Origin of the sequence: Neobacillus mesonae (assembly GCF_023715155.1) — a bacterium.
In the GTDB taxonomy this organism is placed as follows: Bacteria; Bacillota; Bacilli; order Bacillales; family Cytobacillaceae; genus Neobacillus; species Neobacillus mesonae_A.
The window spans coordinates 20410-36332 of record NZ_JAMBNQ010000028.1; the positions used below are offsets into that span (position 1 = coordinate 20410).

Here is a 15923-nt window from a genome sequence, read left to right on the forward strand (position 1 = left end):
GTTTTTTTACAAAATTCCATCAAACTATTTCATTCTGCAAAGAGCCGGTCAAATACGATTCTACTAATCTCATAGGAATTCCTCATCTTATTGTTAACTAAAAATTTTCAAGCAGGTAATCCCTTATTTGCAAATTTTCCCCTGAGGAATATATCTTTTTTCCTTTGCTTAAGTAATTGAATTGAGTTTTTGGCCATAAGAAAACAGAGCTGCCACGGCCTTAGCCCCATGGTATATAGGGCTGAATCCGCTTGGATATTTTTATAAATTCTGCTGACTACTCGACTGGGTGCTGTTTACAGAGAGGCCACTCTCTTTGTTATTTATGATTATTTCCTTTGCTTCTAGCTCCTCCCAGAAATCCGCATTTTTAATACCCACTTTACTTGGCCGGAAAACAGGATTGAGTCCTTGACTCTTTTGCTCATCATAGTCTTTTAGGGCTTTTACGGCTGTTTTTGATAGGAATAGTATCGTGATCACGTTCACCCATCCAAGAAGTCCAACACCTAAATCAGCAATTCCCCAAATTAATGCAGCTGAGTTAACTGCCCCAAAAATAACCATTGCGAAAAGACCAAAACGAAATAAATGATTTACAAAATTACTTGAGCTCTTAATATTGAGGGTTTCTTTAACAAACGCGATATTTGTATCCATTTTATAGAAATACGTAATTAAAGTTGTAAAACTAAACAAGAATAAAGAAGCAGTCATATAATATTGGCCGAATACTTGTGAAACTAGAGTTCCCATTGCGGACTGAGTATATAATTCTGGTCCTGAACCTGGCAGGTTATTAATAATCGGTTCCCCACCGTTTGGAATAACGTTATACTTGCCTGTAATTAAGATCATAAATGCAGTCGCAGTACAAATTAAAAAGGTATCAATATAAATCGAAAATGCTTGCACTAAACCTTGTTTAGCAGGGTGGGATACACTAGTTGCACCAGATTCAAATGTTTCAGTACCAAGACCTGCAGCACTCGCAAATGCTCCACGTTGTACTCCCATGGCAATAGCGGTACCTAATAGACCTGAGAATGTCGAATTTAAATTAAACGCACTAGAAATGATTAATGAAAACATAGCCGGAATTTCAGAAGCATTAATTGCTAATAAAATGATACAAATTCCAACATAACCAAGGGCCATAAATGGAACTAAATATTCAGAAACAGCAGCGATTCGTTTAACACCGCCATAAATGACAACAGCGATTAATAAAGCTAATAAAATCCCTGTCACTAAAGGAGAAATGTGAAAAGAATCTTGTACTGTTAATGCAATTGTATTCGCTTGCACAGTTGGCCATAAAATACCGATAACGACTGTTAAAATGATTGCAGAAAAAACAGCAAACCTTTTCAAGTTTAATCCTTTATAAATATAGAAAGGTGTTCCCCCACGATATTCACCCTCTAATTTACTTTTATAAATTTGAGTTAACGTAATCTCGATAAACGAAGTTGCACTTCCGAAGAATCCAGTGACCCACATCCAAAAGACTGCTCCTGGGCCGCCAAGGCTGATTGCAACAGCTACTCCAACGATATTACCTGTTCCAATACGACTTCCAAGAGACATCGCTAACGCTTGGAAGGACGAGATACCTGCATTATCATTATTTTTTTCAAAGAGTAACTTTATCATGTCTTTAAAGCGTCTGACTTGAACAAATTTTGTTTGAAACGTAAAAAATAGGCCGACGGCTAGGAATAGGAAGACAAGGGCCTTACCCCAAATATACCCATTCAAAAAGTTGACTATATCCGACATTAATATCACTTCCTTTTATATATTTTGATAAGCAAGAGACTGTTTGCGATTATGGTTAATAAGGTATAAACGATTTTCCAGTTTATTGAGCTACAGCCAAAAAATCAGCCCCAGGGCCGCCAAATGTTGTCGCAGTATCAATTCCAGTAATATCCCATGTATTCCCGCTGCTGCCTATTGACATTAAATTACCTGAAAGGATGATACTCCCCTCGCTGAGCATTTTCTTGGAATTGTCGATTTGGTCATTTCTTTTAAGCCTCTAACTTGTGCAAATCTCATTACTATTGTGAAAAACAAAAGACATCACAATTAAAAACAGTCAAGTTTAATTTTGAAAATAACTCCACATTATTTAAATATTCAATAAATTAAGTTTAGTATTATCCCACCCTGGCACTTAAATTTTTCCTCCGCTTTAGATGTTCCATAATGATATCAGCGAATACATATACTTCTTATAACTTCTTTCGGATAATGAATTCCCCATAAATTTGTTTTCATGCTTCCTGGAATAAAAATGGTTCCTTTTAAATGAATATCAATCATTTGATTAACTTCACTCTCATTCAGGTCCGCGGAAGACTAAAAATCCCTATCCCGGCGTTATTCAACAAACAATCAATTGACTCTCTGTCTTATAAAATTTTTGTTGCTGTTTTTTAACTTGGCTTTAGAAGAAACATCTACAGCAAAAATAGAATAGTCCTTTCCTAGTCCCATAGATGTTTCTTCAAGTTTTGATTTTGGTTTACCTGATTAACAGACTTTTCAGTCCAAACTGAAAAACTTTTTAGCCAAAGAAGAGCCAAATCCACAGCCTGATCCTGTAATAACAACAGTTGTTGGCAATTATAAACGCACCCATTCTATGAAGCTATTAACTTTTAGTAAACATAATAGCTTTGGCCTGTTTGAGCACCCAGAATGCTTTTTCTAAAGGCAAGTGCTGCCCTTTTAGCCGGTACAGGTTCAAATCCTACAAAGAAAGAGCCGTACTTTTCTTTCGATTCCTCAAGCATGTTCGGGCTTACGCTATTAATACGGATACCTCTTGGCATTTCAATAGATGCTGATTTAACAAATGCCCGAACCCCGCCATTGGCCATTGCAGAAGAGGCACCTCCAACCACTGGGTCGTCCATCAATATTCCCGTCGTTAACGTGATACTGCCGTTATCACGAATATAGGGAAGTCCAAGAAGCACCAGATTAATTTGACCTAGAAGCTTGCTATTTACTGCAATGCTATTGAGTTCCGGAGTTAATTCCTCAACACCACCGAAATGAGCAGCCCCTGTCGCACTTACAATCGCATCAATTTCCCCAACTTCTTTAAACATTTGCAGAATACTATCTGTTGATGTGATGTCTACTTTAATATCGGAATTACTCTTGCTTGCACTAATAATTTCTGCATCATTCTTCATTTCATTCACAACAGCTGTTCCAAGAGTACCCGTTGCACCTACTACTAAAATCCTCATTTTTTACATCACTCCTATATCTTCCTTCATAAACATCATTTCATGCCTTACCATTACGGGATAACCATATATTATTTTGCATCTCTTAATAGACTATTTCACTGAAAAGCCGCCATCTACAAATATATGAGTTCCCGTAATAAAAGACGATTCATCTGAAGCCAAAAAGATGGCTGGACCTACGATATCACTCGTTTCTCCAATTCGATTAAGCATGGTTAAATTACTTTCGCGCTCCATTACTTTTTGATCTGAAAGCCGCCCCTCAGTTAGATTGGTGCGAATGGTCCCAGGTGCAATCGCATTTACCCTGATATTCATATCTCCTAGATCTAACGCCATATGACGGGTCATAGCTGCAACTGCCCCTTTTGATGCACCATATTCCACGGTATTCGGTTCTGCTAGTACGGAAGTTGTAGATGATATATGAATAATTGCACCTCCGCCTTGTTTAGACATAACCCTGGCAGCTTCTTGACTGCAAAGAAAAACACCTTTTGCATTTACCTGCATGACTCGATCATAATCCTCTTCGGTTAATTCGAGGAAAGGTTTCCGAATTGTGATACCCGCGCAAGCCACAAGGATATCTAACCTTCCAAACTTCTGTACCGTCTGTTCTACACATTCCCTTACATCAACTAAATTGCCTACGTTGATATATTGTGCAAGACACACATCCTCTGGTGCCTCTGACTCTTGAATGGCTCTTTGTACTGATTCTATGGTAATATCTGCAAATACAACCTTCGCTCCTTCTTTCAAAAATGCTTTAGCAATAGCAGCGCCCATCCCCGATCCTGCTCCAGTCACCAAAGCAACCTTATCTTTCAGTCTCATCCTCTTCACTCCTAAAATATGAATTTAATCCTAAATTAAAAAATCAACCCTTCATTAAAAAATACTAACGTTCAAACTTAACGCAATTACTAACCATTCATTTTCAACCGCCGTTAGACAGCGCTTTCAAATCTTGCTATTTATTTTTAATTACGACTTCTTCAACTGAAACGTATTTTCGTGGCTTTATATTATCTATGATTATTTCAGCAACGTCATCAGGATCCATATACGTATCTTCTATACTATCATCACTAGTCCATAAGTTTGTTTTCATATTACCCATATAGGCTGCAAACACCCTTATGGCAGTGTCTTTGAGTTCGAGTGCTAAACTCTCAGTAAATCCTCTGACACCAAATTTACTTGCACTATAAACTGACTCGTTTATTTTTCCTCTTTTACCTGATAGGGATGCGACATTTACAATATACCCCATATCCCTATTTTTCATATCACCTAATACTTCTTGGGTACAAAAAATGGTTCCTTTTAGATTAATATCTATCATTTGATGAATGGATTCTTCTGATAAATTTTCTGTTAAACAAAAGTCACCAACACCTGCGTTATTGATTAATAGATCGATGGAGCCGTTCTCTTCTTTAATTAATTGAAAAACTCTTGCTGTATCCTTTTTAGACGAAACATCAACTTCGTAAATGGAAGAACTGTGACTTAATGTTTCAGCTGTTCTCATTAATTTTGCTTTTGTCCTTCCAAGTAAACAAACATGACATCCTTTATCAGAGATTTTTTTAGCCAATGAAGCACCTAATCCGCTCCCAGCACCGGTAATTACAACGACCTTAATGTTCAAACGGTGATCCTCCTTTCTACATAATTTTTAATGGATAAAAAGAGAAAAATACTGCAACTCCTTCTTTTAAGAAGAGATTTCTTCTTTTTGTTTAAAGTTATATTCATAATGTTCAGACCCTTTATATTCCTTTTCCCAATAATCTGCCCCTGTTATTCCCAGTTTTACAGGGTCAAATACAGGATCTTTTCCTTCCTTCTTCTGATTCTCGTAATCTTTTAATATTTTAAATGCTTGTTTTGAAAGGAATACAAGAGTAATGATATTTATCCAAGCCATACTTCCAATTCCTAGGTCTCCAAATGCCCAGGCAAGCGCCTCGGATTTAACACTGCAATAAAATACAATTCCTAATATGATGAATTTTAAAACACCCAGCACCCAAACTCGCTTTACTTTTCCCATAACATAAGAAAGACAAGTTTCAGCACTATAGTAATAGGCGATTAATGTTGTAAAGGCGAATAGGAGAATAGCAATTGCCACAAATGGAGAACCAAATCCCGGAAGAACAGACTCAACCGCTTTCTGAGTGAATGTTGTACCTGGATCAACATTTCCCAAGTTATTCACAATCGGTTTCATGCCTTCCGGCGTTACATTAAACATTCCAGTAGACAGAATCATAAAGCCTGTAGCTGAACAAATAAATAATGTGTCAACATAGACTGCAAAGGACTGTACTAACCCCTGTTTTGCTGGATGTGATACTTCTGCCGCAGCAGCTCCATAAATTTCGCTTCCAACGCCAGCCGCATTTGAATAAATACCTCTTCGAACTCCCCAAGCAATAGCTGAACCAATTATTCCTCCAAATGTTGCATCTGTTCCTATGGCACTTGATATAACAAGTGAAAACATATGTGGAATTTCAGTATAATTTGCACCTAATATAATAAAACACAGTAAAATATAGCCAATCGCCATTATTGGAACAAGTATCTCTGCACTTTTCGCAATTCGTTTTACCCCTCCAATAATAATAACTCCCAGGGCCAATACTAATAAAATACCGGTCCATGATGGCTTTATCCCAAATGCATTGTCCATACCCACTGCCACAGTGTTAGCCTGCAAAGCCGGTAATAACATACCTTGTGCAATTACAGTAACAATCGCATATAATACAGCAAGCCATTTCAGTTTTAGTCCTTTTTCCATATAAAACGATGGACCACCACGCAGCTGCCCGTTTTCCTTTACCTTATATACCTGGGCAAGTGTTGTTTCAACAAATGAAGTTGCCGCCCCTAAGAATGCCATCATCCACATCCAAAAAAGAGCACCTGGACCTCCATATGCAATAGCTGTGGCTACACCTGCAACATTCCCAATTCCAACCCTGCTAGAGAGTGTCATGGCTAATCCCTGGAAGGAAGATACTCCTGACGATGAACCTTTATTGTCAAAAATCAACTTCCCCATATCCTTAAGGTGTCTTACCTGAAGAAACCGGGTTGCAATAGAGTAAAACAACCCCGCTGCTAGGAAAACATAAACCAAGGCTGAACTCCAAACTATCCCATTTAGCCAATTAACGAATTCTTCCATAAACCAATCCCCCATCCGTAAATTAAAGTTCTTGAAAACACTTTCATTTAGATTTAAAACAAATCAAGATGAGGTTCTTAGCTGGGTGAGATCATACATTCCTTTGGAAATTTTTGTTCCTATACATAGATGGAGATTTAAATCATGCTTGCTTTTTCACTTGTTTCATAAAACTCGCTATAGAGTTTCTTTCGTGCTTCTTCAATGCCTGGCTGGAATTGAATGAGAGCATTTTTTCGTGTTTCCATTACTTCCATAATAGCTGCTTCAATTTTTTCATCAGCGTGGTCCGCTAAAGCGTTAAGTTCCCGTGCAATTGAAAGCCCGGCTGCTGTTCCCTGTGCCCTTGCCACTTTTGCACTTTCGACACCTGTGATATTGCCTGCTACATATAAACCAGTGAGATTCGTCTGCATATATTCGTTGTGCAATGGAACATGTCCTCCCAGTTCGGGAACAAAGCGGAAAGAACAACCAGCAACAGCTGCAAGTTCGGACAAAGGCGCAAGACCGCCCGCAATACAAACAAAATCTACAGATACTACCTTTTCCGTTCCAGATACAACTTCACCATTAGCAGTAATTTCAGCCACACGTACACCTTCCACTTGCTTTTCTCCCAGTATTTCAAGTGCAGATTTGCGAAGTTGGATTGGAATATCCCACATTTTAAATCCATTCTTCGGATACAAGCGGGCACCAAGTTTGGGGCTTACCCATTTTCCTCCAAACCTTATTAATGCTGAAGGGGCCAAATGAGATAATCGTAATAATGATTCCATCATTTTCTCTGGATTCGCGGCATCACCAGATAGAAGATTTGGTTGTGGAAGCAATATGCTTTCAATGTGAACACCGCATAATTGCAGTTCTCTCGCAATTGCTGCTGAAAGGACATTAACACCGATAATGATTCCTTTCTTCCCCGGTTTCACACGGTGCACATTCCCCATCACTTGAGCTGCTCCAATCGACATAACGCCTGGAAGAGTCCATCCTGGAATAGGAATAGGAGTTTCGGATGCTCCCGTAGCAAGCAAAAGACATTTACACTCCATTACATTATCAGTAGTATAAACACACCAGCCCTGGTCTAATTTCATTAAATCGTAAACGGATACTCCACATCGGATATTTACTCCAAGCTGAATGGCACGTTTATATAGTTTTTCTGCTTCAGCGATTCCGTTCACCCACTTGCCATCAGGCTCTTCATGCAGCTGCCCCAATAAGCGTCCCCCAGGTTTTACGAACTCATCTAGTATATATACTTCTAATCCATTTTCGGCTGCCGAAATGGCCGCACCTAACCCAGCTGGTCCTGCACCTATAATCACAAGATCAATCATAACTTACCTCCTTTAAAGGAAGCCGTTGCAAGTATACCTGATTCAATTCGCATCTTGTTTTCAACTGGAGTTAAACAAGCACGGACCGTATTTTGGCCGTGGACCCTGACCCGGCACTCAAAGCAATGACCAATATTGCAGTAAATCCCGCGTGGGGTTCCCTTATCCTCATGGCAGCGAAGGGTCCGAACTCCAGAAGCAAGTAAGGCAGATGCAATGGTATCTCCCTCATAGGCTGCATAGGGTTGGTCGTCAAAGTAAATCGTAATATTCTTTCGTTTTTCAAGACTGCCAAAAACCGGATGATTGTCAACTCTCATTGAATTCATTTTACGTCTCCTCCTAATACACCAAATGAAACTGGTCTGACCGGAGGACGATAGCTTAGTGATATTTCGTTAGAAATTGAGGGTCCGCCCAATTGTTCTACTAATCGATCAATCATACAGCGGCAAGTACGTCCCCCGCATGGTCCCATCCCTGCGCGGGTTCGTAACTTTACTTCACGTGCAGAACATTGATAACGCTCAATCGTTTCTTTAATTTCTTTCAATGTTATTTCTTCACATCTGCAGATAACGGTTTCATTATCTCCCATGGGATTTCTCCTCCATCTTATTAGATAAAACCATAATATGGTTTTTGACTTGTTGCATTATGAGCCCATTTAATCATTGTAATGAAATCAAATACAGGAAGTTTTACAGCTCTTTGTATATCAGCTGCATATGGCGGTAGATCACTGCATTCCAATAGAATCGCTCCAATATCAGGATTTTCATTTACCATCTTAACAGCTGCATCTACTACTTCTTTTCTAACCTTTTCGTTATCAAAAGATCCTCTGCTCTCAATGATAGCTGAAAACTCAGGCAGCCTGCCCAAATCTCTTACTACACAAATCCCTGGATCATCTATGCCGCAGCTTTTAAATAGGCGGGGGGTAATACCATGTGCATCTGCAGTCAACATGCCAATTTTTTGACTAGGTTTTAAACCTGTTTTAATCCATGGGATTTGAACAACACTTGAAAGATAGACTGGAATATCCACAGCCGCAGCTACTTTATCCTGGAAATTCCCAAAAAACCCACATGCCGCACAAATGGCACGTGCTCCCTCTGCTTCAAACTCTTTTGCCGCCTTTATAATATCCTCCAGTAATGTTTGGTCACCCGCATGGATTCTTTCTTGATTACAATTTGGTACTACCTTTAGTCTTACAGGAAAGTCATAGGTAGATAGATTTGCAACATTTCCGGGTAAAACAGGGTACCAGCATTCATCTAAATAAAGGATCCCAACTGAATATCCCGCTACATACTGGCCCTTTTTTATGGTAATGATAGTGCTCCCTTTTTCATTTCCTAAATAACCATATTCCCGTTCATCAAATAATGTTTTAGCGTTCAACTGTGGCTCCTCCTTAGTTTCAGAGAATACACTTGTATTCTCTGAAACCACCAATATCTTCATAAAAGAAAAGCTTTATTTTTACCCAGAAATAATAGATTCATCCAGGGATTTAACTTCATATCCTAACTTGATTAGTTCCTCTTTAATCAATGCTTTTATCTCATCAGTAGGTTGTGTTAAAGGTTTTCTCACCTTTCCACCTTTCATCCCAATCATGTCCATACCTGCTTTTACCGGACCCGGATATGGATTGCCTTCTGCCTCCATTAAGCCATAAATACCTGATAATTTTCGATTCAATTCACGAGCAGCAATTAAGTCATTCTTTTCAACTGTAAGTTCATAAAGAGATACAATTTCCTTAGGAAGCAAATTGACGAGGATTCCAAAAGCCCCCTGTCCCCCAATGGAGAGAGTAGGAAGTATAAAATGTTCTTCACCAGTAAATACGGAAAAATTATCGACATCTTTTGTTAAAACCATAACCTGACATAGGTGAGCAAAATCTGCAGATTCTTTGACAGATACAATATTTTCTTCCTGACTCAACTCATAAATCATTTCAGGCGTAATGGTAACGTTTGTTGCTCCCGGATAATTGTAAATGACGATTCCGACGTTTGAGTTTGCAGCTATTTCCTTGTAAAATTCAAGAATTCCTTCTTCACTTGTTTTATGATAATAAGGAGGCAGAACCAATCCCCATTTAGCACCGCATTCTGCAGCAAAATTGGCAAGTTCAATTGTTTCCTCAACAGTAGGGCATCCAACACCTGCCATAACAGGTACTTTTCCTGCGGCATATTCACAGCCGGCCTTGATTAAACTTTTACGTTCCTCTATTGACATCACATGATATTCTCCTGTAGTGCCTCCAACTAAAAGTCCATGAACTCCATTTTCAATTTGAAAGTCGATTACTTTTTTATAGGCCTGAAAATCAATAGTTTCATCGTCATTGAATGGGGTAATTAATGGTACAATAATTCCTTTTGGTGCATTGCTCATAACTTATTCCTCCTATTAAATAAACAAATATTTTGACCTAATTGATATTTATGAGTATTAGATATTAACAGCTTGATTGTTCTTGTATCTAGAAAAATTTAGTTTATCAATGTTAAAATCTGTTCGTTCACCTGTAATTAGCTGGGCTACCATTCTTCCAGTGATTGGAGACATACTAATTCCATCTCCTTCATGCCCGCTGGCAATATAAAAACCTGGTACTTCTTCCACTTCTGACACTATGGGCAGGTGATCTTCAACCCAAGGTCTTACACCTGCATAGGCTCTTATACAGTTAAGTTCTTTTAAGATTGGCAAAAAGCGAATGGCTCTTTCTGCTATTGCCCGCATGACTTCAATTTCCGATCGAATGTCAAACCCTCTAAAGGCCCGGTGCCCGCCTACCAAAAAGTTATTTGCATCTGTAGGCTCAATCGTAAACGCTACATTATGTTTTTCTACTAATTCACTTACATTTCTTTTAAAATGAATATCTTCGAATTTAGATAACATGTATCCAAATTCATGAACCTTTTGATGAGCCACTTTCAGCGGTGTTTTCTCAGAGATTAAGACCATGCCTTTTCTAGGTTTAATCGGTATGTGTACTCCTACCATTTCTGCAATTTTAGGCGACCATACACCAGCACAGTTCACAATCCTTTTTGTATGAAAGGTACCTCGGTCCGTTACAACGCTTTCGACCCTGCCTCTGTCATCCAATGTAATATTCTGCACAGCATGATAATCATAAACCTGCAAACCTAGCTTCTTCCCCTCTTCAACAAACGCATAACATAACTTATAAGGATTCATGGTAGAATCTACTTCCGTCCATATCCCGCCAGCCAAATCATCAGCTAAATAGGGTTCAATTTCCTGTAATTCATGGCGATCAACCATTCGCATTTCATAACCATCTTTAGCTTGTTGTGAAACATACTCTCTAGCAACTTCCAGCTCTTGTTCAGTTTCACAAACATATAAACTGCCTCGTGAGGAAAATTCAAAATCAACTGAAAATTCATTTGCCAACTGTTTAAAAAGCTGAATACTTGCAAACCCTATTTCCGTATCAATACCTGGTTTTTTATCACAAATTAATGCTACCGCGTCACATCTGCTTGAAGTTCCTGATGCAACACCGCCTTTTTCAACTAAGGCCACCTCAAGACCTTTTTTGACTAAATGATAGGCAACACTGGATCCGATTACCCCCGCCCCAATGACAATTACATCAAAACTCCTCATTTATAAGTCCCCTCTAAGAAAATATGGTCTCTATCCTGTTATTTCCCTTCAAAAAATCCAGATGGTTCTACTTTAAGATTTACATTGATTTGCTTTGTTTCTAAATATTCTTCGAAACCATATGTTCCTAAATCTCTGCCGATCCCGCTCTGCTTGTATCCTCCCCATGGAGCTTCGTTAAATGTTGGATGATACGTATTAATCCATGTAATTCCTGCACGCAGCCCGCGAATCACACGATGTGCTTTCGCTCCATCATTCGTGAACACCGCACCAGCTAAACCAAATGCTGTCCCATTCGCTAATTCAATTGCTTCTTCTTCTGTTTTAAACGTTTGAATGACTAACACCGGACCAAAAATCTCTTCCTGAACTATTCTCATGTTAGGTGTTGTATCCCCAAAGATAGTAGGTTCCACAAAATACCCCTTTGCCAAATCACCTTCGACAATTCGATTGCCGCCACAAAGCAGGGCAGCTCCTTCACTTTTTCCAATCTCAATATAATCAAGCACAGTGTTCATATGATCTTCTGAAACAAGTGGTCCCATTTCTACGCCTTCCACCCAGCCTGGACCTACTTTGATCATCTTGGCGCGTTTAACTAATTCGGGCACAAACTTTTCATACAGGCTTTCTTCAAGCAATAAGCGCGAGCCCGCTGAACACACTTGTCCTTGATTGGCAAAAATAGCAAATAACGCATAATCAACTGCGGTTTCAAAATCGGTATCAGCAAAAACTATATTTGGTGACTTTCCACCTAGTTCTAAACTAATCTTTTTCACTGTATCCGCTGCTGATTTCATTAACCTAATTCCTGTATCCGTACCGCCGGTAAAAGAAATTTTATCTACATCAGGACTAGAAACCAATTCCGATCCCACCTTGCCTCCAGATCCTAACACTAGATTAACGACACCAGGAGGGAATCCGACTTCATCTAGAATCTCAAATAAGCGAATGACTGAAAGTGGTGTTATTTGTGCTGGTTTTACTACCACGGTACAGCCGGCAGCAAAGGCAGCAGCAATTTTTTGATTTGCCATTACTAACGGATAGTTCCATGGAACGATTAACCCCACAACACCTATCGGCTCACGGACAACCATTGCTTGAATATCATCCGGAACATCATAGGTCTGCCCATGTGGTTTTGTTGCCAGTCCAGCGTAATAACGTAATTGATTTACGGCATCTTCAACATCTGCCAATGATTCTCTTAATGTTTTTCCATTATTCAATGTATCCAGATAGGCAAATTCTTCTTTTCTTTCTTCTAATTTATTTGATACTTGGAGAAGAAGTTCTGCACGATGTCTGGCTTTACTATTGATCCATCCATCTTTATAAAATGCCTTTTTGGCTGCACTTATTGCCTTCTTGGCGTCCTCTGCTGCACCCTCAGTAACAATACCAATTACTTCCCCATTTGCTGGATTGATAATCTCCTTCGTTTTCCCTGACTCACTTAAAACCCACTTGCCATTGATATACATTTTTTGCGGCGTCTCGCAGCTTCCTAACACTTCCTGAAATTCTTTCATTGCTAAAGCCATTTCACTCACCTCTTCATTATTGATGCTAAAAAAACGCTTCCAATATAATATTTAAATTTTCATTAAATTAAAAACTTTATATTTAAACTATACACTCCCCTCTTTTCATTAGTAAAATGAATATTTATAATATTAAACATGAGATAAACTGATTAAGGAGGATATTATGACACTAAGTAGATTCGAGGTTTTTAACGCTATTGTTGAAACAGGGAGCCTTACGAAAGCCGGCGAATTGTTAAAAATATCTCAATCGGGGATAAGCCATGCGATTACGAGTCTAGAAACAGAATTTGGATTTTCCTTAATCACAAGATCAAGAACTGGCATTTCCCTAACGAAGAATGGGGAACATATGCTTACATATGTAAGGGATATATTGGAATTAAATGATAAAATGAAACAAGAAGCAGCATTAGTCAATGGAATAGAAATTGGTGAAGTAAGAATTGGTACCTTTACTAGTGTTTCTTCACTATGGTTACCAGAAATCATTAAAAACTTCCAAAGCGAATATCCGCGAATTTGCTTAAAATTGGTTGAAGGTGATTATGCTTCTTTGGAACAATGGATTTTAAACGGGGAAATTGATTGCGGCTTTCTTACCTCGCCCACAATGAAAACGTTAGAATTTATTCCTTTAAAAAAAGATAAAATGCTTTGTATCGTATCAAATGAACATCCCCTTCATGATCAAAAGGAAATAACCTTTCAACAAATTGAAAAGGAACCTTTAATTATGCCAAAAGCAGGGTGGGATAGTGAGATTAGAAAGTTCTTTAATGATCATAACATTAAAGCCGCTGTTAAATTTGAACTATCGGATGATCAAGCAATCTTTGCTTTTGTACAAAAAAATTTAGGCATCAGTATACGGCCAGAAATGTCATTATCGCGGATGCCTGATAATATTGATATTCTTAATTTAGAAAGTGAGCCTTGTCGTTTAATAGGTATTGCTGCCAAACCAGATTGTTCCCCTGCTACAAAGAAATTTATTGATTACGTCCAATCGTGGCTAAGGGAACGCCATTTATCTGATTTTTAATCATTAGAATTCCCTTCATAAACTAGTTTTCAAGACTAAAACTTTCACTGAAAAGGGGAGAAAATGAATGAGCGCTGATAGTATAGTAACAGTACAGGAAATACTAAATAATAGAAATTTCAAACACGCAGAAGTGATTGCGGGTAGAGGCGGGCTCTACCGAACGGTTAAATGGGTTCATGTTATGGAAATTACAAGAATAGAAAAACTTCTTAACGGAGGCGAACTAATTCTTTCAACAGGGATTGGCTGGAAAGAAAATCATGAGTTCTTTCTGACTTTTTTTAAACAGCTGATTGATTCTAAGGCCGCTGGACTTTGCCTGGAATTAGGAACATATATCCATTCCATTCCTGAAAATATACTTGAATTAGCTAATGCAAACAACTTTCCCCTAATCATTTTTAAAGATAAAGTACGATTTGTTGATATTACTCAGGATATACATACACTGTTAATCAAAAAGCATTATCAAATGATCTCAGATTTAGAAACGTACTCACATCAATTGAATCAATTACTGCTTACATCTGCACCAGAAAAAAGTATTCTTCAGCTGCTGCATGAACATTTAAAAATATCAGTAGTTCTTATTCCCAATCAAGGCAAAATACAAATCTTATCTAAAAGTTCGCCGAAAGAAAAGGACCAAATACTTGAGCTTTTGAGAGAAAATAAGCTCCAAAGCTGCATGAATATTGCCCATCAATCTATACAAGCCTTGAATCAAAAATTAGCTGATTTATATATCCTATCTGAATCACATTTAATAACAGAATATGAATCACTTATTTTAGATCGTACGGCAACTGCTCTGGCGCAAAATACTTTGCGGGATCTTTATGTTGAAGAACGAAGAAAGGCAAAGGAAACGGAGTGGATACAAAAATGGCTGGAAGGCAGTCATAGTGAAGAACAGATAAAAAGATACTTACTAGATATGGAACCCGCTCTCAAGGCGAATGGCTGCCTGGTTTTACTACTTAAAAGCAATCAAATGGATGAAGGGAATTCTGCCATTACCCTTCTGAAAATACTATTTCGCTCCATATTTCAGGCACAAGGTTTTTATATGTTGTCCGCTTTTCAAAGGAACCAAATCGCCTTTATTTTAGTAAATGAGCGAAAAAGTAGTGACTGGAAACAAAGAATTCAGACTGGAATTAATCAAATTCAAAAAACAATGATGGAAAATCAACAATTTGATCAAACTAAAATTGGTGTTGGCAGATATATTAATAACCTTAAAGAAATCAAAAAAAGCTATAATACAGCTCAAGAAACCTTAATCATTCAAGAAAAAATGCAAAATAACTGCCTTAGTTATTTTTATGAAGATTTATATATATATCGCCTTATATCAATAGCCGATCAACAAGGAGCACTAGATGATTTTATTCAAGATTATTTAGGTCCTGTCTTCCAATATGATCAGCACAATAATGGAAAATTAATAGAAACATTAAGTACCTATCTTAAATGCAATGGTTCTAAAAAAGAAACGGCAGCAAATCTATTTATTGTCCGCCAAACACTTTACCAACGACTCGAAAAATTAAATGAGCTATTAGGGGAAGATTTTATGGAAAGCACTAAAAGGCAAGCGATTGAATTTGCTATCACAGCTTATGAATATATTTCATCCTCTAAACTAGACTAAAGATCTCCGAAACCAACTCGTTTGGTTTCTTTTTTTCCACTTTGTCTATTTTCCAACTTCCTATTCCAATTATGTTAAGAAATCCACATTAAAAAACTTACATTTTGTCTAATGAATGGGGTTTCCCCCATCGTTATAATAAGCACAAA

At 38.1% G+C, this 15923-nt stretch carries 14 protein-coding genes; 2 read left to right on the forward strand and 12 right to left on the reverse strand.

The features are described 5' to 3' along the window. Positions 1-261: 261 nt before the first annotated feature. The 12 genes from M3183_RS19095 to M3183_RS19150 all read right to left on the reverse strand — a co-directional run bounded on the left by M3183_RS19095 (position 262) and on the right by M3183_RS19150 (position 13066). Positions 262-1782, reverse strand: coding sequence for an alanine/glycine:cation symporter family protein (locus M3183_RS19095; protein WP_251472177.1), 1521 nt, complete (start codon positions 1780-1782; stop codon positions 262-264). A gap of 887 nt (positions 1783-2669) precedes the next feature. After that, positions 2670-3269, reverse strand: a complete 600-nt coding sequence (locus tag M3183_RS19100) for a short chain dehydrogenase (RefSeq protein WP_251472179.1) — start codon at positions 3267-3269, stop codon at positions 2670-2672. A gap of 93 nt (positions 3270-3362) precedes the next feature. After that, positions 3363-4112 carry an SDR family NAD(P)-dependent oxidoreductase gene (locus M3183_RS19105; RefSeq protein ID WP_251472181.1) on the reverse strand — a complete coding sequence of 250 codons (750 nt, stop codon included), beginning with the start codon at positions 4110-4112 and terminating at the stop codon, positions 3363-3365. Positions 4113-4248: 136 nt separating this feature from the next. Beyond that, positions 4249-4932: an SDR family oxidoreductase gene (locus tag M3183_RS19110; RefSeq protein ID WP_251472183.1), complete on the reverse strand. Its 684-nt coding sequence runs from the start codon at positions 4930-4932 to the stop codon at positions 4249-4251. Between the two features lie 66 nt (positions 4933-4998). Continuing rightward, the gene (locus M3183_RS19115; RefSeq protein ID WP_251472184.1) at positions 4999-6483 is read right to left on the reverse strand and encodes an alanine/glycine:cation symporter family protein; all 1485 of its coding nucleotides are present in this window, start codon (positions 6481-6483) and stop codon (positions 4999-5001) included. Positions 6484-6620: 137 nt separating this feature from the next. Further along, a complete protein-coding gene (locus M3183_RS19120) occupies positions 6621-7832 on the reverse strand; it encodes an NAD(P)/FAD-dependent oxidoreductase (protein WP_251472185.1) in 1212 nt (403 codons plus the stop codon). Further along, complete coding sequence (locus tag M3183_RS19125; RefSeq protein WP_251472186.1) at positions 7829-8161, reverse strand: (2Fe-2S)-binding protein; 333 nt, start codon at positions 8159-8161, stop codon at positions 7829-7831. The genes M3183_RS19120 and M3183_RS19125 overlap by 4 nt, the downstream gene beginning before the upstream one ends. Next, positions 8158-8430, reverse strand: a complete 273-nt coding sequence (locus M3183_RS19130; RefSeq protein WP_251472187.1) for a (2Fe-2S)-binding protein — start codon at positions 8428-8430, stop codon at positions 8158-8160. Before M3183_RS19130 ends, M3183_RS19125 begins: the two co-directional genes overlap by 4 nt. A gap of 20 nt (positions 8431-8450) precedes the next feature. Further along, complete coding sequence (locus tag M3183_RS19135; protein WP_251472188.1) at positions 8451-9245, reverse strand: aspartate/glutamate racemase family protein; 795 nt, start codon at positions 9243-9245, stop codon at positions 8451-8453. 81 nt (positions 9246-9326) lie between these two features. Then, entirely contained in the window at positions 9327-10256 is a 930-nt protein-coding gene (dapA, locus tag M3183_RS19140; RefSeq protein WP_251472189.1) for a 4-hydroxy-tetrahydrodipicolinate synthase, read from the reverse strand. 57 nt (positions 10257-10313) lie between these two features. After that, positions 10314-11507 (reverse strand): NAD(P)/FAD-dependent oxidoreductase, encoded by a 1194-nt coding sequence (locus M3183_RS19145; protein ID WP_251472191.1) that lies wholly within the window; start codon positions 11505-11507, stop codon positions 10314-10316. A gap of 38 nt (positions 11508-11545) precedes the next feature. Next, positions 11546-13066, reverse strand: a complete 1521-nt coding sequence (locus tag M3183_RS19150) for an aldehyde dehydrogenase family protein (protein WP_251472193.1) — start codon at positions 13064-13066, stop codon at positions 11546-11548. Between the two features lie 166 nt (positions 13067-13232). Here M3183_RS19150 and M3183_RS19155 point away from each other — a divergent pair, with 166 nt between their 5' ends. After that, entirely contained in the window at positions 13233-14114 is an 882-nt protein-coding gene (locus M3183_RS19155; protein ID WP_251472195.1) for a LysR family transcriptional regulator, read from the forward strand. 67 nt (positions 14115-14181) lie between these two features. Next, on the forward strand, positions 14182-15774 hold the full coding sequence (locus M3183_RS19160) for a PucR family transcriptional regulator (protein ID WP_251472197.1): 1593 nt from the start codon (positions 14182-14184) through the stop codon (positions 15772-15774). Positions 15775-15923 lie beyond the last annotated feature (149 nt).